Source organism: Aeromonas sp. 600886 (assembly GCF_049174935.1).
GTDB classification, from domain to species: Bacteria; Pseudomonadota; Gammaproteobacteria; order Enterobacterales; family Aeromonadaceae; genus Aeromonas; species Aeromonas veronii_A.
The window spans coordinates 129,404-151,213 of record NZ_JAAKUB010000009.1 but is presented as its reverse complement, the minus strand read 5'-3'; the positions used below and the strand labels follow the sequence as shown (position 1 = coordinate 151,213).

The following is a 21,810-nucleotide window of genomic DNA, read 5'->3' as shown; positions in this document are numbered from 1 at the left end:
TGGGGGGCAGGATTCGGGTCGCGGGGATATAATGCCCGCGAGACGACTAGATTAATTCGCGGTTTAATTGAGGGCGCAGTTCGGTTACCATGCGCGCCTCATAAAATCGTATCGAGTGTTTTTTCACCGACACAGGTTTGGCCATGCCAGTAAATACTATTTTGGGGCTTTTTGCCAAGTCCCCCATCAAGCCGCTGCAGAAGCATATCGTCAAGGTTCACCAGTGCTCCCAGCAGTTGGTTCCTTTCTTTGACGCCGTTGCCGAAGACCGTTGGGAAGATGCCGAGAAGATCCGGCAGCAGATCGCCCAGCTGGAAAAAGAGGCAGATACCCTCAAGCGTGAAATCCGTCTGAAACTGCCTCGCGGCCTGTTCCTGCCGGTTGCACGTACCGACCTGCTGGAGCTGTTGACCCAGCAAGACAAGATTGCCAACCGTGCCAAGGATATCTCCGGCCGCATGCTTGGCCGTCGCATGGAGTTCCCCGCTGAAATGCGGACGGATTTCATGGCTTACCTCAAACGTTGTATTGATGCGACCGCTCAGGCCGAGAAAGCGATCGGGGAGCTCGACGAGCTGCTCGAGACCGGCTTCAAAGGACGGGAAGTGGAAATGGTTGCCGAGATGATCCACCAGCTGGATCTGATCGAGGACGATACAGACACCATGCAGATCGGACTGCGCCAACAGCTGCAAGCGGTTGAGCACAATTACAATCCGATCGATGTGATGTTCCTTTACAAGATCCTCGAATGGGTAGGTGACCTGGCAGATCAGGCTGAGCGCGTAGGCGCCCGTCTGGAACTGATGCTGGCTCGTTCGTAATCGACTGACTGGGTAAACACTACTAATGGACATTATCGCGAATTACGGCACCACTCTGGTGCTCGTGGCGGCCTTGTTCGGCTTTTTGATGGCTTGGGGCATTGGCGCGAATGACGTGGCCAATGCCATGGGCACATCGGTCGGCACCAAATCCCTGACCATTCGTCAGGCGATCATCATTGCCATGATCTTCGAATTTGCCGGTGCCTATCTGGCCGGTGGCGAAGTGACGGCCACCATCCGTAACGGCATCATCGACAGCAATGCGTTTGTCGATAGCCCGGATCTGCTGGTGCTCGGCATGATCGCCTCCCTGCTGGCGGCAGGCGCCTGGTTGATCCTCGCCTCCTACTTCGGCTGGCCTGTCTCGACCACTCACTCCATCATCGGCGCCATCGTCGGTTTCGCTGTGGTGAGCATTGGCCCGGAAGCGGTGCAGTGGAGCAAGTTTGGCGGCATCGTCGGCTCCTGGGTCATCACCCCGGCCATCTCCGGTGTCATCGCCTACTTCATGTTCATCAGCGTGCAGAAGCTTATCTTCAACACCGATGATCCCCTGAACAACGCCAAGCGCTATGTGCCGTTCTACATGTTCCTGACTGCGCTGGTGATCTGTCTGGTGACCATCAAGAAGGGGCTGACCCACGTCGGTCTGCACCTGAGCGATGGCGAGGGCATTCTGCTTTCGATTGCCATCTCCATCGCAGTGGCGTTTGCCGGCTGGATCTACATTCGCGGCCAGAAGTACAACCCGCAGGATGACAGCAAGATGCACTTCGCCAACGTGGAGAAGGTGTTCGGCATCCTGATGGTGATCACTGCCTGTGCCATGGCCTTTGCCCACGGCTCCAACGATGTGGCCAACGCCATTGGCCCGCTCTCTGCGGTGGCCTCGATCGTGGCTTCCGGTGGCGAGATTTCCAGTCAGGCAGCCATTGCCTGGTGGATCCTACCCCTCGGCGGTATCGGTATCGTGATCGGTCTGGCGACTATGGGCGAGAAGGTGATGGCGACGGTCGGTACCGGCATCACTCACCTGACCCCGAGCCGTGGTTTTGCTGCCCAGCTGGCGACTGCCGCGACCGTGGTGATTGCCTCCGGTACCGGTCTGCCCATCTCCACCACCCAGACCCTGGTCGGTGCTGTGATGGGTGTCGGTCTGGCGCGCGGTATTGCGGCGCTGAATCTGGGGGTACTGCGCAACATCGTGGTCTCCTGGATCATCACCCTGCCTGCAGGTGCCATTCTGGCTATCGCCATCTTCTACGTGCTGCAGGCCTGCTTCTCCTAATCGAAGCGGCATTCAGCAAAAAGCCCGAGTCATCGACTCGGGCTTTTTTTATTGTGCGCGGGAGCTGAGGTGCTGCTCCCTTTGCAATCTGCCTTAGAGGCTGGCGCAGATCTGCCACAGATCGTACTGGATAGCGGCGGCGGTCACTTCCCGACCCGCCCCCGGCCCCTGGATCACCAGCGGGTTGGTGCGGTAGCTGTCGCTCTCGATGGCGAAGATGTTGTCGCACGGCAAGAGGTTCGCAAACGGGTGGTGGGGCTCCAGCGCCTCCAGTCCGACCCGCGCCTTGCCGTCATGCTCGAAGCGGGCCACGTAGCGCAGCACCTTGCCGAGGCGCTTGGCCCCTTCGAAGGCGGTCTGGATCGGGCCATCCAGCTCTTTCAGTCTGTCCATAAACTGATCGGCGGTCACCTTGCGCAGCGTAACGGGCACCAGATTCTCCAGCTCGATATCGGCGGAGTCGAGCTCGAAGCCCGCTTCCCGTGCCAGAATAAGCAGCTTGCGCCGCACATCCTGACCTGAGAGATCTTCGCGGGGATCCGGTTCGGTCAGACCGTGCTGCCACGCCTCGTCCACCAGCTCGGAGAAGGGGCGGGTGCCGTCATACTGCTGGAACAGCCAGGAGAGGGTGCCGGAGAAGATGCCGGAGACCCCCTGAATGCGGTCGCCGCTCTGGCGCAGCATCTGGATGCTGGACTGGATCGGCAGCCCGGCGCCCACGGTGGCGTTGTAGCGCCACTGCACCTGATGGTCACGGCAGGTCTGCTTGATGCGCTGATAGAACTCGCTGTCTGCGGCACCGGCAAACTTGTTGGCGGCGATGATGTGAATGCCGAGCTGGGCAAAATCCGGATAGTAGCGGCTCACCGTTTCGCTGGCGGTCATGTCCAGCGCAATCAGCGCGTCGAAGCCGTGCTGCTCAAGCTGGGAGAGCAACTCCGGCCAGATCAGCGGCTTGGGATTGAAGTTGTCCTGTACCTTGAGGGGGTTGAGTCCCTCTTCATCCAGCAGGCCCCCTTCCGAGCTGAACACCCCGTAGAGGGTGAGCGCCAGATTGAGTTCATGTTCCAGCCGTGCCTTTTCGCGGGCATAGAGGCTCAGCCAGTGGCCGCCGATATTGCCCTTGCCGAACACCACCAGTCCAACCCGGGTCGGGCGGCTGAAGAGGGCGCTGTGGAGGGCGATGAGCAGCGGCTCCAGCACTACCTGACGCAGCACGGCCACCAGACTCAGGCCATCTCGGGCCACCTGTACGAACTCCAGTGGTTGATCTGCCAGCAGCTGATAGAAGCGGTGACACTGCTCCGCGTTGTCGGTGACACCGGCGCCGACCAGCGCTACCAGACTGTATCCCTCTTTCTGGATGAGGCCAGTGAAGCTCCCTTGCAGCTGGAAGTCGCGCAGCAGCTCGAAGGCGCCTTGTGCCACCTCGAGGGTGTAGGCGAGGCGCAGGATCCGGCGATCCGGCTGGCGCTGCAGGGTGAGCGGGTTGAGGCGGTGACGGGCCAGATGGGCCTCGATGGTGGCCACCGTCTGTTCATAGTTGGTCTGCGGCAGCACCTTCAGCTCGATGAGGGCGATCTGATCCACCGAGGAGACGATGCGGGCGCCGCCGGAGCGGGGGGCGCGGCGCAGGATATGGGTGCAGCCCTCATCCGGGTTGTAGCTGCAGCGCAAAGTGAGGCGCTGGCGGCTGTCGGCCACAGGTTGCAGGGTGCGCGAGTGCAATACCGAGGAGCCAAGACGGGCCAGCTCGTTGGCTTCGGCGAGGCTCAGGCGCTCCAGCAGACGCGCTTCTTTCACCCGACGCGGGTCGGCGCTGTAGACCCCGGCCACGTCGCTCCAGATGGTGGTGGATTCGCCGTCCGCCAGCAGCGCCAACAGGCTGGCGCTGTAGTCGGATCCGTTGCGACCGAGCAGCAGGGAGCGCCCCTCCATGTCGGCGGCGATAAAGCCGGTCACCACGATGCGACCGGCATGTTCGGCCAGCCGCGCCTTGAGCAGCTCGCTGGAGAGGGCGGTATCCACCTTGACCAGAGCGCCATCCTCGGCGCGCAGGAAACTGCGGGCATCGAGCCAGATAGCCTTGTCGCCTCGGCTGGTGAGCAGGGCCGCCAGCAGGCGCGCCGACCACACTTCGCCAAAGGCGAGCAGGCCGTTGCGGGCGAAGCGGTCAAACTGTCCCTCCAGCGTTTTGGCTATTAGTTGCATGTCGTCGGCCAGCTGCTTGCTCAGATCGAGCTGCAGTTCACCCTCCAGCAAGCCGTCGATCAGGCTCTGCTGATAGGCCTGCAGGGCGGAGATGGCTTCACCGGCGGCTTCGTCCCCCGCTTCGGCCAGCTCCACCAGCTGGATCAGTCGGTTGGTGGTCTTGCCGGCGGCGGAGACCACGATCAGTTCATCCCCGCCCACCTGTTGTTCAACGATACTGGCGACCCGGCGATAACAGACCGGATCCGCCAGACTGCTGCCACCAAATTTGTGGACGTGACGTCGCTTCAATCCTGCTTCTGTGGCCACCGCGATCTCTCCTTGTTGCTGCTGTTCCATTACTTCGCTACCTATTCTGCCTGCTGCGCTTGTTCAAAAGCCTGAGCCAGATCGGCCACCAGGTCTTCACCGTGTTCAATACCGACCGACAACCGCAGCAGTTGGGCGCTGATGCCTGCTGCCTGCTGCGCCGCCGGGGTCATGGCCCTGTGGGTCATGCTGGCCGGATGGGCCACCAGACTCTCCACCCCGCCGAGGGACTCGGCCACCGAGAAGAGGGTGAGGGCCGCGAGGAAGGCGCGAATGCCTGCCTCGCTGCAATCGAGTTCAAAACTTAGCATGGCGCCGAAGCCGGACTGTTGACGGCGCGCAATATCGTGGCCCGGATGGCTCGGCAGACTGGGGTGATAGATACGTTTCACCAGCGGCTGCTGTTGCAGGAAGGCGAGGATGCGGTCGGTGTTCTCCTGATGGGTGCGCAATCTGGGGGCCAGAGTGCGCAGGCCGCGCAGGGTGAGGTAGGAGTCGAACGCCCCGGAGGTGAGCCCCAGACAGTTGGCCCACCACACCAGCGACTCGGCCAGTGCTGCCTCCTTGGCAATCGCCACTCCGCCCACCACGTCTGAGTGACCGTTGATGTACTTGGTGGTGGAGTGCACCACCACGTCGGCACCGAGGGCCAGCGGTTGTTGCAGCAGGGGGGAGAGGAAGGTGTTGTCCACCACCACCTGCGCACCCACCTCGTGGGCGGCGCTGGCAATGGCGCGGATATCCACCACCCGCAGCAACGGGTTGGAGGGGGTCTCCACCCATACCAGCGCAGGCTTTTGCGCCAGCGCGGCGGCCAGAGCGGCCTCGTCACCCTGATCGACAAACTGCACCCGGTAGTGGCCCTTGGCCGCCAGATACTCAAACAGACGCCAGGTGCCGCCGTAGCAGTCGTGAGGGGCGATCAGCAGATCCCCCGCCTTGAGCAGGGCAGTGGTGACCAGATGGATAGCGCCCATGCCGGTGCCGGTAACCACGGCGCCAGCTCCCCCTTCCAACGCCGCCAGCGCGTCCGCCAGATTGGTGCGGGTCGGATTGCCGGAGCGGGCATAATCGTATTGACGGGGCTCGCCAAAGTCGGCAAAGGTGTAGTTGCTGGAGAGGTAAATGGGGGGCACCACGGCACCGTGTTGCTGGTCTGTCTCAATCCCGGTGCGAACCGCCAGGGTGGCCTTGTGGGTCATATCACTCTCCTTGATGTCTCTTCACACGCCGGCATCTTGCTGCCACGCGCCATCCCGCCATTGCGGGCTCATGGTCAACCACACTACGCCAGCTAAAAAAAGCCGTCAACACTTCCAGACGTCTAAATGGCTTTGCTGTTGGATTGCCATTAATTTCCTTAAGGGTTAAAATCCGCGCTCACGGCTAAATGAGAACAGGTGAGTCATGGGAACAGAGTGGAACGGCGACTACGTCAGCCCCTACGCGGAACACGGTAAGAAGAGCGAACAGGTCAAGAAGATTACCGTCTCGATCCCGCTCAAGGTGTTGAAAGTGTTGACCGATGAGCGCACCCGCCGTCAGGTGAACAACCTGCGTCATGCGACCAACAGCGAGCTGCTCTGTGAAGCCTTCCTGCACGCTTTCACCGGCCAGCCACTCCCTTGCGACGAAGATTTGCGCAAGGATCAACCGGACAGCGTCCCGGCCGAAGCGCGCGCCATCATGGAGGCGCTGGGCAAAGAGATCGAAGATTTCGACAAGGAATAACCCCCAATGACGCGGCCCTGGCCGCGTCATTGCTATCTGCCATGTCCCGCTTCAGCCTGCGCCACTATCACCACCACGTTTGCAGCCATAGTCACGACTTTGCCCAGTTGGTGATCCCCCTCGACGGCCCCCTCGAGATCGAGGTGCAGGGCCGGGGGCACAGGCTTGTCCCCGGTTCTGCCTGCATCATCGCTCCCGGCGAGCGGCACGACTACGCCGCCGATCCTGCGCTTTCGTTTTTGGTGCAGGAGAGCGACTGGCTGCCCGGAGATCTGGCAGCTCACCCCTTTATCGAGCTGGATGAGCCCCAGCGCCACTACCTCGCGTTTCTGCACCGCATGGTGGCCGAGGGGCGGCAGGTGGCGGGCATGGAGCAGGTGTGGCTCTCCCTGCTGGCGGAAGGGCAGGGGATGCAGAGCACTGCCACTCCGCGTCTTGCCGCTCGCATCCTCAAGGTGCAGCGCCATATCGAGGCCAACCTTGCCGCCCCGCTGACCAATCAGCAACTCGCCGCCATCGCCTGTCTTGGCCAGAGCCAGTTCAAGCTCGCCTTTCGCCAGCAGTTGGGGGTGAGTGTCTCCCACTACATTCGCAGTCGGCGCATGGCACTGGCGCGCACCCTGATTGCCGGTACGCAACTGCCTGTTGGCGAGATTGCCAGCCGCTGCGGTTACCAGAATCAGGGGGCCTTCAGCGAGCGCTTCCTGGCCGAGAGCGGGCTCACTCCATCCCTCTGGCGTCAGCAAAACGGCCGCCTGCCGCAACGAAACGGCTGATCGCCGAAGACGGGATGCTCTCTTTGGGCCATGCTGCGGGTCATGCAAGGTGCACGATAAACAGGAGCCGAAATGGAGACGATTAGCTGGCAGGATTTCGAGATGGTGGAGCTGAGGGTGGGCACCCTGGTGCGGGTCGAGCCGTTCCCCGAAGCGCGCAAACCGGCCTACAAGGTGTGGGCGGATTTTGGCCCTGAACTGGGGGTTCGCAAGAGCAGTGCCCAGATCACCGCCCTCTACCAGCCAGAGCAGCTGGTGGGCCGCCAGATCATCGCCGTAGTCAACTTCCCGACCAAACAGATTGGCCCGTTTCAGTCGGAGTTTCTGCTGACCGGTTTCTATCGGCCGGATGGCGCCGTAGTGATGGCTATTCCCGAGCAGGCGGTGGAGAACGGCGCCAAGCTGGGCTGAGTTCATACCCGAACAGAGACAAGAGAGGCGACCCCGGGGTCGCCTCTCTTTTTTGTTTTCTGCTGCGAGTCGTTACTTCAACAGGCTGAAGATCAGCGCCGATACCGCCAGCGAACCGGTCAGCAGGATAAAGCCGTTGGTCCAGCCGTGACGGAAGCGGGCCAGCGCCTCCACCTTGTAGATTGCAATCACCGGCATGATGAACAGGATCATGGCGATGACCGGGCCGGAGAGGGTCTCCATCAGCCCCAGAATGCCCGGGTTGATGACGGCGGCGCCCCAGATAGAGAAGAACATCAGGGCGATGCCGACCTTGTCCGCCTTGGCCAGCGGCAGGCCGGTGGGCTTGGCGATCAGGCTTTTCAGGCTTTCGCGGGCACCGAGGAAGTGGCCGAGGAAGGAGGAGCTGATAGCGATAAAGGCGATGAGCGGCCCCAGAGTCACGATCACCGGGTTGTCGGTGATGTTGGCGAGATAGGAGAGCACAGAGACGTTCTGGGCCTTGGCTTCGGCCAGCTGGGCTGGCGAGAGGCTCAGCACGCAGGAGAAGACGAAGAACAGCACGAAGCCCACCAGCATTACTGTGGTGTTGCGCAGGATCAGGCCGCTCTTGGCTTCCGCCTGCTCGCCATATTCACGGCGCTGCACGTTGGCAAAACCGGAGATGGCGGCGGCGTGGCTGAAGGCGAACACGGTGACCGGCAGCGCCAGCCAGACGGTGTTGAGGAAGCTGACCCCTTCAAACGCGGTCACTTCCGGCCATTGCCACTGAGGGATCAGGTAGCAGGAGAGCGCCGCCAGAATGGCCGCCAGCGGATAGACCATAAAGGCGAAGGCGCGCAGCATCGCTTTCTCACCCGCCAGCATCACGGCGATCATGGCGAATACCAGCACGCCGGAGAGCATCACCCGATCCGGGGTCGCCATGCCGAGCTGGTTGACCATAAAGCTCTCCACCGTGTTGGTCAGCCCGACCCCGTAGATGAGCAGGATTGGGAAGATGGAGAGGAAGTAGAGCGCCGAGATGAGGCGCCCGGCCATCTTGCCGAAATGCTCCTCCGCCACTTCGGTGAAGTCGGCGTGGGGGCGTGACGAGGAGAGCACGAAGCGTGCCAGCCCGCGGTGGGCCAGGAAGGTCATGGGGCCTGCCAGTACCGCGACGATGACGAGAGGCCAGATCCCGCCCAGACCCAGATTGATGGGCAGGAACAGGATACCGGCGCCAACGGCGGTGCCAAACAGACTGATGACCCAGTGGGTGTCGTGACGGCGCCAGCGGGTGGTGCTGGACGTGGTGGAGCAGGAACCGGATAGCTCCTTGGTAGCCTCTACAGATAAACTCATTACTAATTCACTTTTTGTTAGTGTTTTAATCTGAGTTTATTGTGGTTTATCGGGATTTAATTCTCAAAAAGCGAGACTGAAACATATCACTGCCATTGCGGGGTTTAGCCAGCGAGATTGGGAATGGAATCTGGTTCACAGAATGGAACAAAACTGATATTGGTTATTTTTGTGAAATATAAAACCAAAATTTGATCTACTATCATTTTTTTATTTTGGCTAATCAGGTGTTTTCAGGATTACGTGAAAAATCGCACCATATCTCGCCGACCGATTGTGATGTTTCACTATCATTTTGCCGCTTTGCCAGCGTATCACGCTGTTCAAGAGCACCTTGACCAGCGGATCACACCGGCCATCACCCGGGGCAACTTCCCTGAAAAAGCAGGCGGCCATCGGGCCGCCTGCTTGTCTGGTGTGATGACATCGCTATCCGCCTAGTGGGCCAGAATGTTGCCCCAGGCGAGATCCGGATCCCCCATCACGATAAAGTCAGGGTTCTCCAGCGACTCGGTTTCGTTGTAACTGAGTGGCTGCAACGCCAGGCTGAGGATACGGCCACCGGCCGCCTCGACGATGCACTGGGCGGCGGCGGTGTCCCACTCGCCGGTGGGGCCGAGCCGCACGTAGCAATCGGCCGCCCCTTCCGCCACCAGACAGGATTTGAGGGAGCTGGAGCCGAGCGGGATCAGCTCGTAGTTGATGGCCGGGTTGAGACGGCGGGTGAGGTTTTCCAGCTTCTGGCGGCGGCTGATGGCCACCACCAGTGAGTCGGGCTGGTCATGCTCGTGATGCATGGCGCTGATGGGCAGTACCTCGCCATTCACCTCCTTGAAGGCGCCGTAGCCGCGCACCGCCCAGTAGAGCACGTTGGACTCGGGGGCGTAGATGACCCCGAGCACCGGCACATTGTCCCGCACCAGGGCGATCAGGGTGGCGAAGTCGCCGCTACCCGCGATGAACTCACCTGTACCGTCGAGAGGATCCACCAGCCAGTACTGCCGCCAGTTGGATCGCTGGCTGAAGGGGATGTCGGCCGCCTCTTCGGTCAGCACGGGAACGTGGGGAGTGAGCGCCGACAGTGCCTGTTTGAGGTAGGCATCGGCAGCAAGATCGGCACTGGTGACCGGGGTCGTATCCTCCTTCAGCTGACGCTCGAACTGACCGCCGTGATAGATGTCGTGAAGGATCCTTCCGGCTTCGCGGGCAATCTCCTTGACCCCCGGCACCCAGGCCAACAACTCCTGCATCTCGTTATCCTCTGTCTGTTAACTGCCCGTCTGCGGGCTACTCTGCCTGCTCCGCCAGCCACTTCTGGGCCAAAAGCAGGGCACTGATGCTGCGCGACTCGGTGAAGTCGGGTCGCGCCAGCAATTCGTCGATCCGGTTGAGTGGCCAGGGGATCACCTCAAGGGGCTCAGGCTCGTCGCCGATCCGCTGCTCGGGGAAGAGATCCCGGGCCAGCAAAATATCCATCCGGCTGGAGAAGTAGCCGGGGGCCAGCGACACCTGCTTGAGCAGGGTCAGGCTGTTGGCGCCAAAGCCCGCCTCCTCCATCAGCTCCCGGTTGCCCGCCTCGAAGGCATCTTCGCCCGGGTCGATCAGCCCTTTGGGAAAGCCCAGCTCGTAGGAGTGGGTGCCTGCGGCATACTCGCGCACCAGCAGCAGGGTGTGGGCATCGAACAGCGGCACCACCATGACGGCGCCACGATTGCCGCCGCGCATCCGCTCGTAGACCCGCTCTTCGCCATTGGAGAACTTGAGGTGTAGCGATTCCACCTTGAACAGTCGGCTCTCGGCGACGATATCGGCTTTGAGGATCTCCGGCTTGCTCTTGGGGTGATCCAGTTGGTCGGCTGAGATGTGCTCGGGTTTGCTCTTGTGGGGGTCGCTCATCGGACGCTGGCTGCTCGTTAAAAAATCGTGCTTCAAGAGTAAACGACTCTCACACCGAACACCACGGGCCAGGGAGGGCAAAGGGGGAGGAAAAATCCGTTATACTGCCGCCCCGTTTTCCGAGATCAGCGATCAAGAGGCCCGATGCCACACTCCTGCTCCACCACCTTGCCCTGGCACCAGATAGATACCGTCTTGCTCGATATGGATGGCACCCTGATCGATCTGCATTTTGACAACCACCTCTGGCAGCAGCTGGTGCCGGAGCGTTACGCCGAGCGGCTCGGTCTGCCGCTGGATGAAGCCAAAGCGCAGATCGACGTCCACTATCACGCCGTCAACGGCACCCTCAACTGGTACTGCGTGGATTACTGGAGCGAGACCCTGGGGCTCGATATTCGTGCCATCAAGCAGGAGCTGCTGGCGAAGATCCAGTGGCGTCCCCACGCCATCCCCTTTCTGGCCGAGCTGCGTGCCGCGGGCAAGCAGCTGGTGCTTTTCACCAATGCCCACCCCGCCAGTCTGTCGGTGAAGGATGCGCAGCTCGGACTAAGCAACCATCTGGATCTGATGGTGAGTACCCATGAGCTGGGCTGGTCGAAGGAGAGCCAACACTGCTGGCAGGCACTGGCCGAGCGGCTGGCGTTCGATCCGGCCCGCACCCTGTTTGTGGATGATAGCGAGCGGATCCTGCGGGCTGCCGCCGACTATGGCATCGGCTATCAGCTGGCGATCCAGAATCCGGATAGCTGCAAGCCGGAGCAGAGCATTGCCGCTTTTCCGGCGATCCGCGACTATGCCGAGTTGCTGCCGCTGGCCATCTGAATCTGTTTAAACGGAATCTGTTCAAACGAGAGAGGGCTGCATCGTGCAGCCCTCTCAGTATCTGAAACCTGGCGGTGAAAAAATCACAGCTCCCGGAACGGTCGCCGTTTCTCTTCCTCGATGACAATCGCCTCCAGATTGGCGATCCGCTCCTGCAACTCTCTGATGATCATATCCTGCCTGCCGAGGCGGTCGGTGATGCGGGCATCCCCCATCTGGTAGCGGGCCCGCTTGCCGAGATATCCGAACAATACGCTGATAAATACGATCAGGACTATGCCTGTCCACATGGTCATGTCACGACTCCTTGTCGTCTATAGACGGCGAAAACGCTGATGAGATCTGCTCTGTTTTCTCACAGCCGTCGGGCGGCCGCAATGGGGCCCATTGTCCCTTTGTGACGCAGACAGCTATTGCTGCCAGAGTGGCCGACCGACCCAGAGCGCCCACAGGGTGAGGTGCAGCAGCACGATAAACCAGAAGACCAGCCGGTAGCTGCGCTTCTGGGTCTTGTGACGCAGCCACTGGCGGGCCACCAGTGCCCCCGGCCAGCCACCGCACAGCTCCAGCAGATGGAGCCTCGATTCGGGAATGCGCCACTCGCCCCGCACCGCCTGCCGCTTGTCCCAGGCGTAGGCTGCCAGCGTCAGCAGACTCATGGTCAGCAGTGCGGCCAGTGGCCACCACTGCTGCTCGCCGAGGCCGAGCCAGAGGGCGGCGCCCAGTGGCAGCAGCGCCAGCGCCATCATTGGGCCAGCTCCCAGCAGCGCTCCTCATCCTGCTTGAGGGTGCGGATCACCCTGGCCGGATTGCCCACTGCCACCGAGTCGGCCGGGATGTCGCGGGTGACCACTGCACCGGCACCTATGATGGAGCGCGGCCCTATGGTGACGCCGGGGCAGATGATGGCGCCGCCGCCGATCCAGCAGTCATCGCCGATCCGCACCGGCTTGTTGTAGGCGGTCCAGTTGCGTCGTTCCAGATAGTTCATGGTGTGGGTGGCGGTGTAGATCTGCACGTTGGGGGCCAGCAGCACATGGCTGCCGATGTGTACCTCGCCCACGTCGAGAATGGTGACGTTGAAGTTGAAGAAGGTCTTATCGCCGATATGAATGTTGCGGCCGAATTCGCAGGTGAAGGGCGTGCTGATCCAGCAGGAGTCGGGGCAGTGGCCGAACAGCTCGCGGCAAATTTGCTGGCGCAGAGGGCCATCGCCCGCCGATGAACCATTGAGCCGGGCCAGCAGCGCCTGACCGCGGATCCGGTCGTTCGCAATCTCCTCGCTCTGGCTGTCCAGTGCCCCGCCAGCCAGTACCTTGTCCCAGTCGCTCGCCATTGCTACCTCCTCATGCTGCAAGAGGGGGCAGTATACGTGACTGTCTGGGGCGCCGTCAGTCTGTCACTTGTTGCAGGTGATCCCCGTCAACCTGCGGGCCAGACGAGGGGCAGGATCAGCAGGGCCGAGACGAAGTAGGGGAGCAGCACCCGCAGCCCGAGACTGCGACCGCCAATGCCAAGGGCCAGCAGCCCCTTCACCAGCGAGTTGACCAGCCCGGCGAGCAGGATGCCGCGGGCGGCCACCTCCAGCGCCAGCTCCTTGTGGGAGAGCTGGGAGAGCGACAAGGTGATGGCGTCCACGTCGGTGATCCCCGAGACCAGCGCCAGCAGATAGACCCCCGAGTTGCCCACCCTGTCTTGCAGCAGGGTGGCCATAAAGCCGATCAGTGCCAGCAGCAGGCCGAACTTGATGGCGGTGGCGAGATCGAGCGGGTTGCTGGTTTCCGGTTTTACCGGGCCGTCGGTCAGCTCCTCGCGCTGGCGCCAGAACCAGAAGGCAAAGCCGTACACCGTGGTAGCCAGCAGCACGAGCGGGGCGGCGAGGCGCATCGCCAGTTCGCTGTGAATGAGCAGCACCAGCACCAGCAGCCGCAGCCACATGGTGGCCCCTGCCAGCAGGATGCCGGTAGCCAGTAGTCGCTCCAGCCCGCCCTGCTCCTTGTTGAGGCGGGCGAACTGCAGGGTGAGGGCGGTGGAGGAGGCCAGTCCCGCCAGTATGCTGGTGAGCACCAGCCCGGCGCGAGTGCCGAGCAGGCGTACCGCGAAGTGGCCACAAAACGAGATGCCGGCGATAACCACCACCATCAGCCAGATCTTGAAGGGGTTGAAGGCATCAAGGGGGCCCATCTCCTCGTTGGGTAGCACCGGCAGCAGCACCAGCGAGATAAGCAGAAAACGCAGGGTGGCGTGGAATTCGGTTTCGCTCAGAAACAGCATCCCCTGCTGGATCTTGCCCTTGAGCCCCATCAGCAGGGCGGCCAGCACGGCGCAGGCCACCGCCTCGCTCGGGCTGAGCAGCACCGACATCAGCCCCAGCAAATAGGTGAGCAGCATGGCCACCGAGCTGGTGAGGCCAAACTCCCCCTGCCAGCGTTGGGCCAGCCAGACCGAGAGGCCGCAGCCGATCACCACCGCCAGCAGGCCGAGCAGCGGTAGCCAGGGGCCCAGAGTGGGCAGCAGCAAACCGCATACCCCGCCGAGCAGGCCGATGAGGCCGTAGGTCCGCATCCCGGCGATGCGCTGGTTATCCCCCAGCTGGCGCACCTGCCAGCCCCGCTCCAGCCCGATGATAAGGCCGATGGCCAGCGAGACCAGGGCTCCGTTGACCGGTTCTGCATTGATCCACATAACGACTTCCTTTTCGTCATCTGCCTGCCTTGTTCCCATGATGGCACAGGACGTAAGCAGGCAGAGGGGCATGGCTCACAGAGTCTGCGTCCGGCTCCCGGTGCGGGTGGCTGAGTTGATATGAGAAAAAGAGATAAGCAAAGAGTTATTTCTTTCTTCTGGGCATAACAACTCCACGGCATGCTGTTCTCAACCCAACAAGATATGGAGAATCACCATGAAACTGCGAATGACCGCCCTGACCCTGCTCTCTCTGCTGGCATTTGGTCAGGCCAATGCCGCCGAGATCCGCCTGCTCAATGTCTCTTACGATCCGACCCGCGAGCTGTTTCAGGAGTACAACGCCGCCTTTGCCAAGGAGTGGAAGGCCAAAACCGGTGACGACGTGGTGGTGAGCCAGTCTCACGGTGGTTCCGGCAAACAGGCCCGCGCCGTGGTGGATGGACTGGAGGCCGACGTGGTATCGCTGGCGCTCGCCTACGATGTCAACGCCATCGCCAAGGCGGGGCTGACCGCTGTCGACTGGCAGAGCCGACTCGGCAACAACGCCTCGCCCTATACCTCCACCATTGTCTTCCTGGTGCGCAAGGGCAATCCCAAGCAGATCAAGGATTGGGATGATCTGGTGCGCAAGGATGTCGCCATCGTGACTCCCAACCCCAAGACCTCCGGCGGGGCACGCTGGAACTATCTGGCCGCCTGGGGGTATGCCCTGAAGAAGAGCGGCAGTGAAGAGGGGGCCAAGCAGTTTGTTGGCGATCTATTCAAGAACGTGAAGGTGCTGGACTCAGGCGCCCGCGGTGCCACCACCAGCTTTACCGAGCGCGGTCTCGGTGACGTGCTGCTGGCGTGGGAGAACGAAGCCCTGCTGGTGCTTGGTCAGGCGGGTGCCAGCGACAAGTTCGAGCTGGTGGTGCCTTCAGTCTCCATTCTGGCGGAGCCGCCGGTCGCGGTGGTGGACAAGGTGGCCAGGAAGCACGGTACCGAAGCGGTGGCCAAGGCCTATCTCGATTATCTCTACTCTGACGAGGGGCAGCATATCGTCGCCAAACATCACTATCGCCCCAGCAACCCGGCGATCCTGAAGGAGACGGCAGCCCAGTTCCCACAGCTTGCCTTCTTTACCGTCAAGGATCTGGAAGGGGATTGGGAGAAAGCCCAGAAGAAACACTTCGCCCAGGGTGGTTTGTTTGACCAGATCTATCAGCCGGGTCGTTGATAGCTTCGTTATCCATCACTGAACTGGCCCCTGTGCCAGCCGATAGGAGCACCAAGATGAACAAGATCCTCCTGGTTCCCGGTCTGCACAACAGTGGGCCGGATCACTGGCAGAGCCGCTGGCACGATCATTTTCCCCAATGGCAGCGGATGACCGGGCTGCCGTGGGACAAGCCGGACCTCAGGGTCTGGAGTGCCAAGCTGGCGAGCAAGTTGAAACGTCGCCGCAGCCGGGTCCATCTGGTGGCCCACTCTTTCGGCGCCCTGACCGCCATCGCGGCGGCCCGCTTGCAGCCGGAGAAGGTGGCCTCGATCTTTCTGGTGGCGCCCGCCGATCCCGCCCGTTTTGGCATTGCGGATGAGGCCTTGGCCGGGCCGCTGCAGGTGTCGGCCCAGCTGGTGGCCAGCCGCAATGATCCCTGGATGAGCTTTGAACGGGCCGAATACTGGAGCCGTCAGTGGCAGGTGCCGCTGTTCGATGCCGGTGAGGCGGGCCATATCAATGCCCAGTCAGGTCATGGGGACTGGCATCAGGGGCTGCATTTGCTGGGGGCACTCTACCGCCGTGGTGAGCTGGTAGTGGCACCGGTCAAGATCGCATCGCCCCAGCCGGTCGTATTGGGCTTTCGCTAGGTATCTGTGAAGTGGTTGGAGGGTTGGCGAGCGCGCTGTTCGCTGGCTACTCCATGCCCCCGTTCTTTGAATGCTCCGCTCCGTATTGCTCCATTTCTTAGGTCTTTTATTTATATAAAAGACCTTTTTTTATTTGGAGTGCGCCAAGAGCCTTGTGACTCTGCGGTTAGACAAAAAAGTGATTAGCAAAGTCGCAATTGATGTTTGTTGCCGATGAGGGGAGTGCGCAGAATCACCATATCGAAAATTCTTCATAACAGATGGATGTGTTATGCGATTTGGTTCTTATTCTGTCCTGCCCGGTTTTGGCCCCACCCTGGGGTTCAGCCTGCTCTATCTGGGCCTGCTGGTGCTGTTGCCGCTCTCGGCCCTGGTGCTGTTTGCGGTCAACAACCTGACCGCCGCCGAGTTCTGGCAGGTGATCGGTTCACCCCGGGTGCTCGCCTCCTTTCGCCTGAGCTTCGGTGCGGCCTTTGTCGCGGCGCTGCTCAACAGCCTGTTTGGCCTGATCCTGGCCTGGATCCTGGTGCGCTACACCTTCCCCGGTCGTCGTCTGGTGGATGCGCTGATCGACCTGCCGTTTGCCATGCCGACCGCCGTTTCCGGCATCGCCCTGTGCGCCATCTTCGCTCCCAACGGCTGGATCGGCCAGTTGCTGGCGCCGCTCGGCATCCAGTTCGCCTACAACCCTATCGGGGTGGTCATCGCACTCACCTTTATCGGATTGCCGTTTGTGGTGCGCACCCTGCAGCCGGTGCTGCGGGAGGCTGAAACTGAGCAAGAGGAGGCGGCCGCCAGCCTCGGCGCAGATCGCTGGCAGACCTTTCTGCGGGTGCTCTGGCCGACCCTGGTGCCTGCCCTGCTCACCGGTTTTGCGCTGGCGTTTGCCCGCGGGGTGGGGGAGTACGGCTCCGTCATCTTCATCGCCGGCAACCTGCCGATGGTCTCGGAAATCGCGCCGCTGATGATCATGAGCCACCTGGAGGAGTATGACTACGCCGGTGCCTCCGCCATCGCAGTGGTGATGCTGCTGATTTCGTTCATTTTGTTACTGCTAATCAACAAGTTGCAGGCCTGGAGCTGGTCTCGCATCGGAGGGAGCCGGATATGAGTTCATCTGCTATCGCCATTGAGGCGGCCTCTGTGGAGGCGACTCCTGCTCGCAAGGCACCGGTCGTGATCCGTGAACCCCAGTGGGTCAAGTGGCTGCTGATCACGGTCGGGTTGGGCTGGTTTGCCGCTCTGCTGTTGCTGCCGCTGGCCACCGTCTTTATTCAGGCGCTGAGCCCGGGGCTAGCTTTTTTCTGGCACGCCATCAGCGAGCCGGATGCCCTGAGCGCCCTCGGTCTCACCGCACTGGTGACCCTCTGCGCCGTTCCCCTCAATCTGCTGTTCGGGATCGCGGCAGCCTGGGCCATCGCCCGTTTCCGCTTTCCCGGTCGGCAACTGCTCATCACCATCATCGATCTGCCCTTCTCGGTGTCGCCGGTGATCGCCGGTCTGATGCTGGTGTTGATGTTCGGTAGCCGCGGCTGGTTTGGTGACTGGCTGAGCGAGCACGACATCAAGATCATTTTCGCCACCCCGGGGATCATCCTGGCTACCACCTTCATCACCGTGCCCTTCGTGGTGCGCGAGCTGCTGCCCCAGATGGAGGCGCGCGGCCCGGAAGAGGAAGAGGCGGCCATCATGCTGGGGGCGAGCGGCCTGCAGATGTTCTGGCGCGTCACCCTGCCCGGCATTCGCTGGAGCCTGATGTATGGCCTGCTGCTCTGTACCGCCCGTGCGGTCGGGGAGTTTGGCGCGGTGTCGGTGGTTTCCGGTCATATTCGCGGCCAGACCAATACCCTGCCGCTGCATATCGAGATCCTCTACAACGAGTACCAGACCGGCGCCGCCTTTGCAGTGGCAAGCCTCTTGGCTCTGTTCGGGATCTTCACCCTGCTGGGTGAAACCCTGTTGGCCCGGCTGCGTGCCCAGCCCACCAAATCTCACTGAATCACCGTTTTAAAGAGGCAGCCATGAGCATTCAGGTTCAACAACTCAACAAGTATTTCAATCAGTACGCGGCGCTGGCAGACATCAACCTCGACTTTCACGACGGTGAGCTGGTGGCGCTGCTCGGCCCCTCCGGTTGCGGCAAGACCACCCTGCTGCGGATCATCGCCGGGCTGGAGCAAGCCGACAGTGGCCACGTCATCATTCGTGGTGAGGACGCCTCGGATCTCCATGTGCGCGAGCGCAACGTCGGCTTCGTGTTCCAGCACTACGCCCTGTTTCGCCATATGACGGTATTCGAAAACGTGGCGTTTGGCCTGCGGGTCAAACCGCGCAGCGAGCGCCCGGCCGAGGCGGCCATTCGTGCCCGGGTCAAGGAGCTGCTGGATCTGGTGCAGCTCAGCCACGTGGCCGAGCGCTATCCGACCCAGCTCTCCGGCGGCCAGCGTCAGCGGGTCGCGCTGGCCCGCGCGCTGGCGGTGCAGCCCAAGGTTCTGCTCTTGGACGAGCCCTTCGGCGCCCTCGATGCGCAGGTGCGCAAGGAGCTGCGCCGCTGGCTGCGCGAGCTGCACGACGAGCTGCATGTCACCAGCCTGTTCGTGACTCACGATCAGGAAGAAGCCTTGGAGGTAGCGGATCGGGTGGTGCTGATGAACGCCGGCCGGGTCGAGCAGATCGGCACCCCGGCCGAGGTCTACGACCAGCCCGCCAGCTCCTTCGTCCACAGCTTCCTCGGCAGTGTGAATCAGTTCCGCGGTCGGGTGGCGGAGCAGGGATTCGGCATCGGCGAGCAGCTGCTCGGCGGGCCGTCGGCTTCTCATCTTGCTCACGGCAGTGCCGCCATCGCCTATGTCCGTCCCCATGAACTGGAGATTTTGCCAGCCGATGCGCCGGGCGGGATCCGCGCCACCATTACCCGCCTGCTGCCCATGGGGCCACGCATTCGGGTGGAGCTGCGTGGCGATGGCGAGACCAAAGGGGCCCACTACGAGGCGGAGCTGAGCAAGGAGGCGGCCAAGCAGTTTGCTCCGGGACAGGGGGTACGGCTGGTGGCCAGACAGGCACAGTTCTATCCCGATTACCAGATTTGATGTTGTGTTGCGGGCGGTGTGGCCGCCCGGTTCAGGCTGTCAGCCGGGCATGATCCCGGCCAAATAACAAAACCGAGAGGGGCGAGCAGATTGTGTCGCCCACTCTTCGCAGGAGGCGACAAGGTGAATTTTCAGCAGTTACGTATTATCCGGGAGGCAGCGCGGCGGGATTACAACCTGACCGAGGTGGCCAACGCCCTTTTTACCTCGCAATCCGGGGTGAGTCGCCATATCCGCGAGCTGGAAGAGGAGCTCGGTATCGAGCTCTTTATCCGCTACGGCAAGCGGCTGCTCGGTATGACCGAGCCTGGCAAGGAGTTGTTGGTGATTGCCGAACGCATTCTCAATGACGCCAACAACATCCGCAAACTGGCCAGCACCTTTGCCAACCGCGACTCGGGACGTTTACTGGTGGCGACCACCCATACCCAGGCCCGCTATGCCCTGCCGCGGGTGGTGAAGGCGTTTCGCGAGCAGTTCCCGCTGGTGCAGTTGGAGCTTCGTCAGGGGAGCCCGGAGGAGATAGTGCGGCTGGTGCAGACCGGCGAGGTGGATATCGGCATCAGCAGCGAGCAGCTCGACAAAAGCGAAGGGGTGGTGGCATTCCCCTACTACCGCTGGCACCACAATATCGTGGTGCCCGAGCAACATCCGCTTACTGGCGAGCGGGATCTGACGCTGGCGGCGCTGGCCAACTGGCCCATCGTCACCTATCAAGCCGGGTTGACCGGGCGGGTGCGGGTGGATGAGGCGTTTGCTGCGGCTGGCATCGAGCCGCAGATCCTGCTGACGGCGCAGGACTCCGATGTCATCAAGACCTATGTCGAGCTGGAGATGGGGGTCGGCATACTGGCCGACATGGCGTTCGACGCACAGCGGGATCAGGGGCTGGTGCAGCTTGATGGCAGCCATCTGTTTGCCCCTCACACCGCCTGGATTGGCCTCAAGCAGGGGCAGTTCCAGCACAACTTTGCCTGGCAGTTTATCCAGCTCTGCAACCCCGAGCTGGCGCTGGCGGATATTCAGGCCCGCGCCATGGGCAGCGAACCCGCCCTCGACTTCCAGATTTGAATCGGAAGAGACGACAGAAGGGGAGCCAATGGCTCCCCTTCTGCTATCCGGTGGCGAGTTACTTCACTTCATCCCACGCCATCTGCCAGTGGGAGCCAATGCCCGGCTCGTACTGGGTGGCTGTGGTGGTCCACTGCTGGCAGTAGCCGCTGTAGGGGAAGGGCTTGCACTGATAGACCTTGCCATTTTTCGGCTGCTGCACCTTGGTGCCGGCAGCATAGGATTTGAGCGAGTTCGGGAAGACGAAGTCGTATTCGCCGCTGCTCTGCTCCTTGAACATCAGATCCATGGTCTGCTGGATGGTCTCGCCGCCCGCTTTCGGGGTGGCCTTGATCACCAGCTGGTGATGACCTGCCTTGAGCCCTTCCAGCGCCATGGTAAAGGTGTGGCTGCTGTCCTTGATGTCGGCACTACTTTCACCCTTGGCGACGCCGCCGTGGTCATAGAGGGTGTTGGTGACGGCCAGATCGCCCTGTGCGGTGACGGTGAAATCGAGGGTTGCCTTGCCGTTGTCCAGCACATAGTCGCTGGCCAGACCGCTGACGCTGATGCTGTCCACTACCGGCGGCTGCAGCTGTTGCAGGTCAATCTCGACTCGATCCAGTTTGCTGTCTCGATGCAGATAGACGGGGTTCATACCGTAGACCGGATTGAACTGGCCATCGGCTCCTTGCTGACCGGCGCGGATCAGGCTCTGTTCGGCGTTGATCTTGCTGGCGAGGGCATGAGCCCAGCTGTTCTTCTGGCCCTGCTCGGCGGTGGTGATGGTCAGTACGGTCTGCAGATCGGGGCGCTCGCCGTTGGCATCGAATACTCGGGTCATCGCCTTGTCACCCACCGCGAGGTCGATGGAGGGGTAGATGGTGCCTGCCTGGCTCCACTCCAGCGGCGGCTGGCTACCATCTTTGAACTTGGCATCGATGATGTTGTAGAAGCTGTTGCTGGTGTCGCCCACTTCCCACACGCCGAGGATCACCTGATAACCGGTGCGCTCCGGCAGGATACAGTTGTGGGTCACCTGCTTGGGCGGCTGTACCATGTTGCCATCGATGACGCAGAAGGGATTAAGGTCAAACGAGGCACGGGTGAGCGGCTGGTTGGGGTTCCAGTCCTGCTTGGTGAGGTAGTAGCGCCAGTTGCGGGTGACGTGGTTGGCAGTGAAGGTCCAGCTAATGGCGAAGGGGCCGGGCTGTACTTCACGCTTGGTCCAGCGGTCGCTGGTCTGGATGTTCAGCTCGCTCCAGCGCGGGCTGCCCGCCGAGGCGATTTGTCCATCCTGCGGGCCGGTTTGCGGGAAGCCGGAAGGGCCCTCCACGCTCTGGGGTTCCCACTGCACGCCGCCACACTGGCTATTGCCACCGGTTTTGCACAGGTAGTTGCGACTCTCTGGCTGGTTGATGTAGCCATGAGCCAGGGCGCTGCCGCTGGCAAGCAGGGCCAGCACCGCCGCGATGTGATTGAGTTGGATTTTTGCTGCCATACATTCCTCTGTTCGA

General features: G+C 61.7%; 22 protein-coding genes. 12 read left to right on the top strand and 10 right to left on the bottom strand.

Features of this window, described 5'->3' with window-relative positions:
* The first annotated feature begins 143 nt into the window (after positions 1-143).
* Positions 144-824 (top strand): TIGR00153 family protein, encoded by a 681-nt coding sequence (locus tag G5179_RS09580; RefSeq protein ID WP_005340244.1) that lies wholly within the window; start codon positions 144-146, stop codon positions 822-824.
* Between the two features lie 25 nt (positions 825-849).
* Complete coding sequence (locus G5179_RS09575) at positions 850-2,115, top strand: inorganic phosphate transporter (RefSeq protein ID WP_005343043.1); 1,266 nt, start codon at positions 850-852, stop codon at positions 2,113-2,115.
* 93 nt (positions 2,116-2,208) lie between these two features.
* Here G5179_RS09575 and G5179_RS09570 read toward each other — a convergent pair whose 3' ends face one another.
* Both G5179_RS09570 and metB read right to left on the bottom strand, forming a co-directional pair.
* Positions 2,209-4,665, bottom strand: a complete 2,457-nt coding sequence (locus G5179_RS09570; RefSeq protein ID WP_139461914.1) for a bifunctional aspartate kinase/homoserine dehydrogenase II — start codon at positions 4,663-4,665, stop codon at positions 2,209-2,211.
* 11 nt (positions 4,666-4,676) lie between these two features.
* Positions 4,677-5,837 (bottom strand): cystathionine gamma-synthase, encoded by a 1,161-nt coding sequence (gene metB / locus G5179_RS09565; RefSeq protein WP_421258266.1) that lies wholly within the window; start codon positions 5,835-5,837, stop codon positions 4,677-4,679.
* Positions 5,838-6,042: 205 nt separating this feature from the next.
* Here metB and metJ point away from each other — a divergent pair, with 205 nt between their 5' ends.
* The 3 genes from metJ to G5179_RS09550 all read left to right on the top strand — a co-directional run bounded on the left by metJ (position 6,043) and on the right by G5179_RS09550 (position 7,553).
* On the top strand, positions 6,043-6,366 hold the full coding sequence (metJ, locus tag G5179_RS09560; protein WP_005340251.1) for a met regulon transcriptional regulator MetJ: 324 nt from the start codon (positions 6,043-6,045) through the stop codon (positions 6,364-6,366).
* A gap of 41 nt (positions 6,367-6,407) precedes the next feature.
* On the top strand, positions 6,408-7,142 hold the full coding sequence (locus tag G5179_RS09555) for a helix-turn-helix domain-containing protein (RefSeq protein ID WP_421258265.1): 735 nt from the start codon (positions 6,408-6,410) through the stop codon (positions 7,140-7,142).
* 72 nt (positions 7,143-7,214) lie between these two features.
* On the top strand, positions 7,215-7,553 hold the full coding sequence (locus G5179_RS09550; protein ID WP_108541080.1) for a tRNA-binding protein: 339 nt from the start codon (positions 7,215-7,217) through the stop codon (positions 7,551-7,553).
* A 72-nt stretch (positions 7,554-7,625) separates the two neighbouring features.
* Here G5179_RS09550 and G5179_RS09545 read toward each other — a convergent pair whose 3' ends face one another.
* The 3 genes from G5179_RS09545 to nudE all read right to left on the bottom strand — a co-directional run bounded on the left by G5179_RS09545 (position 7,626) and on the right by nudE (position 10,793).
* Positions 7,626-8,897: an aromatic amino acid transport family protein gene (locus G5179_RS09545; protein ID WP_041209026.1), complete on the bottom strand. Its 1,272-nt coding sequence runs from the start codon at positions 8,895-8,897 to the stop codon at positions 7,626-7,628.
* 437 nt (positions 8,898-9,334) lie between these two features.
* Entirely contained in the window at positions 9,335-10,147 is an 813-nt protein-coding gene (gene cysQ / locus G5179_RS09540; RefSeq protein WP_421255268.1) for a 3'(2'),5'-bisphosphate nucleotidase CysQ, read from the bottom strand.
* 37 nt (positions 10,148-10,184) lie between these two features.
* A complete protein-coding gene (nudE, locus tag G5179_RS09535; protein WP_005340262.1) occupies positions 10,185-10,793 on the bottom strand; it encodes an ADP compounds hydrolase NudE in 609 nt (202 codons plus the stop codon).
* Between the two features lie 144 nt (positions 10,794-10,937).
* Here nudE and yrfG point away from each other — a divergent pair, with 144 nt between their 5' ends.
* Complete coding sequence (gene yrfG, locus G5179_RS09530; protein ID WP_421258264.1) at positions 10,938-11,618, top strand: GMP/IMP nucleotidase; 681 nt, start codon at positions 10,938-10,940, stop codon at positions 11,616-11,618.
* An 83-nt stretch (positions 11,619-11,701) separates the two neighbouring features.
* Here the strand turns inward: yrfG and G5179_RS09525 are convergent, their stop codons facing one another.
* The 4 genes from G5179_RS09525 to G5179_RS09510 form a co-directional block, all read right to left on the bottom strand.
* A complete protein-coding gene (locus tag G5179_RS09525) occupies positions 11,702-11,914 on the bottom strand; it encodes a hypothetical protein (protein WP_041209029.1) in 213 nt (70 codons plus the stop codon).
* 114 nt (positions 11,915-12,028) lie between these two features.
* Entirely contained in the window at positions 12,029-12,367 is a 339-nt protein-coding gene (locus G5179_RS09520; RefSeq protein ID WP_111901039.1) for a DUF1294 domain-containing protein, read from the bottom strand.
* Positions 12,364-12,954: a sugar O-acetyltransferase gene (locus G5179_RS09515; RefSeq protein WP_421258263.1), complete on the bottom strand. Its 591-nt coding sequence runs from the start codon at positions 12,952-12,954 to the stop codon at positions 12,364-12,366. Before G5179_RS09515 ends, G5179_RS09520 begins: the two co-directional genes overlap by 4 nt.
* An 86-nt stretch (positions 12,955-13,040) precedes the next feature.
* A complete protein-coding gene (locus tag G5179_RS09510) occupies positions 13,041-14,303 on the bottom strand; it encodes an MgtC/SapB family protein (protein ID WP_421258262.1) in 1,263 nt (420 codons plus the stop codon).
* 217 nt (positions 14,304-14,520) lie between these two features.
* Here G5179_RS09510 and G5179_RS09505 point away from each other — a divergent pair, with 217 nt between their 5' ends.
* The 6 genes from G5179_RS09505 to cbl all read left to right on the top strand — a co-directional run bounded on the left by G5179_RS09505 (position 14,521) and on the right by cbl (position 20,314).
* Entirely contained in the window at positions 14,521-15,522 is a 1,002-nt protein-coding gene (locus G5179_RS09505) for a sulfate ABC transporter substrate-binding protein (protein WP_421258261.1), read from the top strand.
* 56 nt (positions 15,523-15,578) lie between these two features.
* On the top strand, positions 15,579-16,154 hold the full coding sequence (locus G5179_RS09500) for an RBBP9/YdeN family alpha/beta hydrolase (protein WP_058056497.1): 576 nt from the start codon (positions 15,579-15,581) through the stop codon (positions 16,152-16,154).
* A gap of 271 nt (positions 16,155-16,425) precedes the next feature.
* Positions 16,426-17,265: a sulfate ABC transporter permease subunit CysT gene (cysT, locus tag G5179_RS09495; RefSeq protein WP_421236091.1), complete on the top strand. Its 840-nt coding sequence runs from the start codon at positions 16,426-16,428 to the stop codon at positions 17,263-17,265.
* Positions 17,262-18,152 carry a sulfate ABC transporter permease subunit CysW gene (cysW, locus tag G5179_RS09490; RefSeq protein WP_064337393.1) on the top strand — a complete coding sequence of 297 codons (891 nt, stop codon included), beginning with the start codon at positions 17,262-17,264 and terminating at the stop codon, positions 18,150-18,152. Before cysT ends, cysW begins: the two co-directional genes overlap by 4 nt.
* Before the next feature lie 23 nt (positions 18,153-18,175).
* On the top strand, positions 18,176-19,243 hold the full coding sequence (locus G5179_RS09485; RefSeq protein ID WP_064338844.1) for a sulfate/molybdate ABC transporter ATP-binding protein: 1,068 nt from the start codon (positions 18,176-18,178) through the stop codon (positions 19,241-19,243).
* Positions 19,244-19,366: 123 nt separating this feature from the next.
* A complete protein-coding gene (gene cbl, locus G5179_RS09480; RefSeq protein ID WP_120414722.1) occupies positions 19,367-20,314 on the top strand; it encodes an HTH-type transcriptional regulator Cbl in 948 nt (315 codons plus the stop codon).
* A gap of 58 nt (positions 20,315-20,372) precedes the next feature.
* Here cbl and gbpA read toward each other — a convergent pair whose 3' ends face one another.
* Positions 20,373-21,794 carry an N-acetylglucosamine-binding protein GbpA gene (gene gbpA, locus G5179_RS09475; protein WP_421258260.1) on the bottom strand — a complete coding sequence of 474 codons (1,422 nt, stop codon included), beginning with the start codon at positions 21,792-21,794 and terminating at the stop codon, positions 20,373-20,375.
* Between the last annotated feature and the right edge of the window lie 16 nt (positions 21,795-21,810).

Coding starts and splice junctions, on each gene's coding strand:
- metB (WP_421258266.1), bottom strand. CDS start 5,837: ATGACCCACAAGGCCACCCTGGCGGTTCGCACCGGGATTGAGACAGAC.
- metJ (WP_005340251.1), top strand. CDS start 6,043: ATGGGAACAGAGTGGAACGGCGACTACGTCAGCCCCTACGCGGAACAC.
- G5179_RS09515 (WP_421258263.1), bottom strand. CDS start 12,954: ATGGCGAGCGACTGGGACAAGGTACTGGCTGGCGGGGCACTGGACAGC.
- G5179_RS09555 (WP_421258265.1), top strand. CDS start 6,408: ATGTCCCGCTTCAGCCTGCGCCACTATCACCACCACGTTTGCAGCCAT.
- yrfG (WP_421258264.1), top strand. CDS start 10,938: ATGCCACACTCCTGCTCCACCACCTTGCCCTGGCACCAGATAGATACC.
- G5179_RS09575 (WP_005343043.1), top strand. CDS start 850: ATGGACATTATCGCGAATTACGGCACCACTCTGGTGCTCGTGGCGGCC.
- G5179_RS09485 (WP_064338844.1), top strand. CDS start 18,176: ATGAGCATTCAGGTTCAACAACTCAACAAGTATTTCAATCAGTACGCG.
- G5179_RS09505 (WP_421258261.1), top strand. CDS start 14,521: ATGAAACTGCGAATGACCGCCCTGACCCTGCTCTCTCTGCTGGCATTT.
- G5179_RS09580 (WP_005340244.1), top strand. CDS start 144: ATGCCAGTAAATACTATTTTGGGGCTTTTTGCCAAGTCCCCCATCAAG.
- G5179_RS09510 (WP_421258262.1), bottom strand. CDS start 14,303: ATGTGGATCAATGCAGAACCGGTCAACGGAGCCCTGGTCTCGCTGGCC.
- G5179_RS09525 (WP_041209029.1), bottom strand. CDS start 11,914: ATGACCATGTGGACAGGCATAGTCCTGATCGTATTTATCAGCGTATTG.
- cysQ (WP_421255268.1), bottom strand. CDS start 10,147: ATGCAGGAGTTGTTGGCCTGGGTGCCGGGGGTCAAGGAGATTGCCCGC.
- G5179_RS09520 (WP_111901039.1), bottom strand. CDS start 12,367: ATGATGGCGCTGGCGCTGCTGCCACTGGGCGCCGCCCTCTGGCTCGGC.
- G5179_RS09545 (WP_041209026.1), bottom strand. CDS start 8,897: ATGAGTTTATCTGTAGAGGCTACCAAGGAGCTATCCGGTTCCTGCTCC.
- cysW (WP_064337393.1), top strand. CDS start 17,262: ATGAGTTCATCTGCTATCGCCATTGAGGCGGCCTCTGTGGAGGCGACT.
- cysT (WP_421236091.1), top strand. CDS start 16,426: ATGCGATTTGGTTCTTATTCTGTCCTGCCCGGTTTTGGCCCCACCCTG.
- G5179_RS09550 (WP_108541080.1), top strand. CDS start 7,215: ATGGAGACGATTAGCTGGCAGGATTTCGAGATGGTGGAGCTGAGGGTG.
- gbpA (WP_421258260.1), bottom strand. CDS start 21,794: ATGGCAGCAAAAATCCAACTCAATCACATCGCGGCGGTGCTGGCCCTG.
- G5179_RS09570 (WP_139461914.1), bottom strand. CDS start 4,665: ATGGAACAGCAGCAACAAGGAGAGATCGCGGTGGCCACAGAAGCAGGA.
- nudE (WP_005340262.1), bottom strand. CDS start 10,793: ATGAGCGACCCCCACAAGAGCAAACCCGAGCACATCTCAGCCGACCAA.
- G5179_RS09500 (WP_058056497.1), top strand. CDS start 15,579: ATGAACAAGATCCTCCTGGTTCCCGGTCTGCACAACAGTGGGCCGGAT.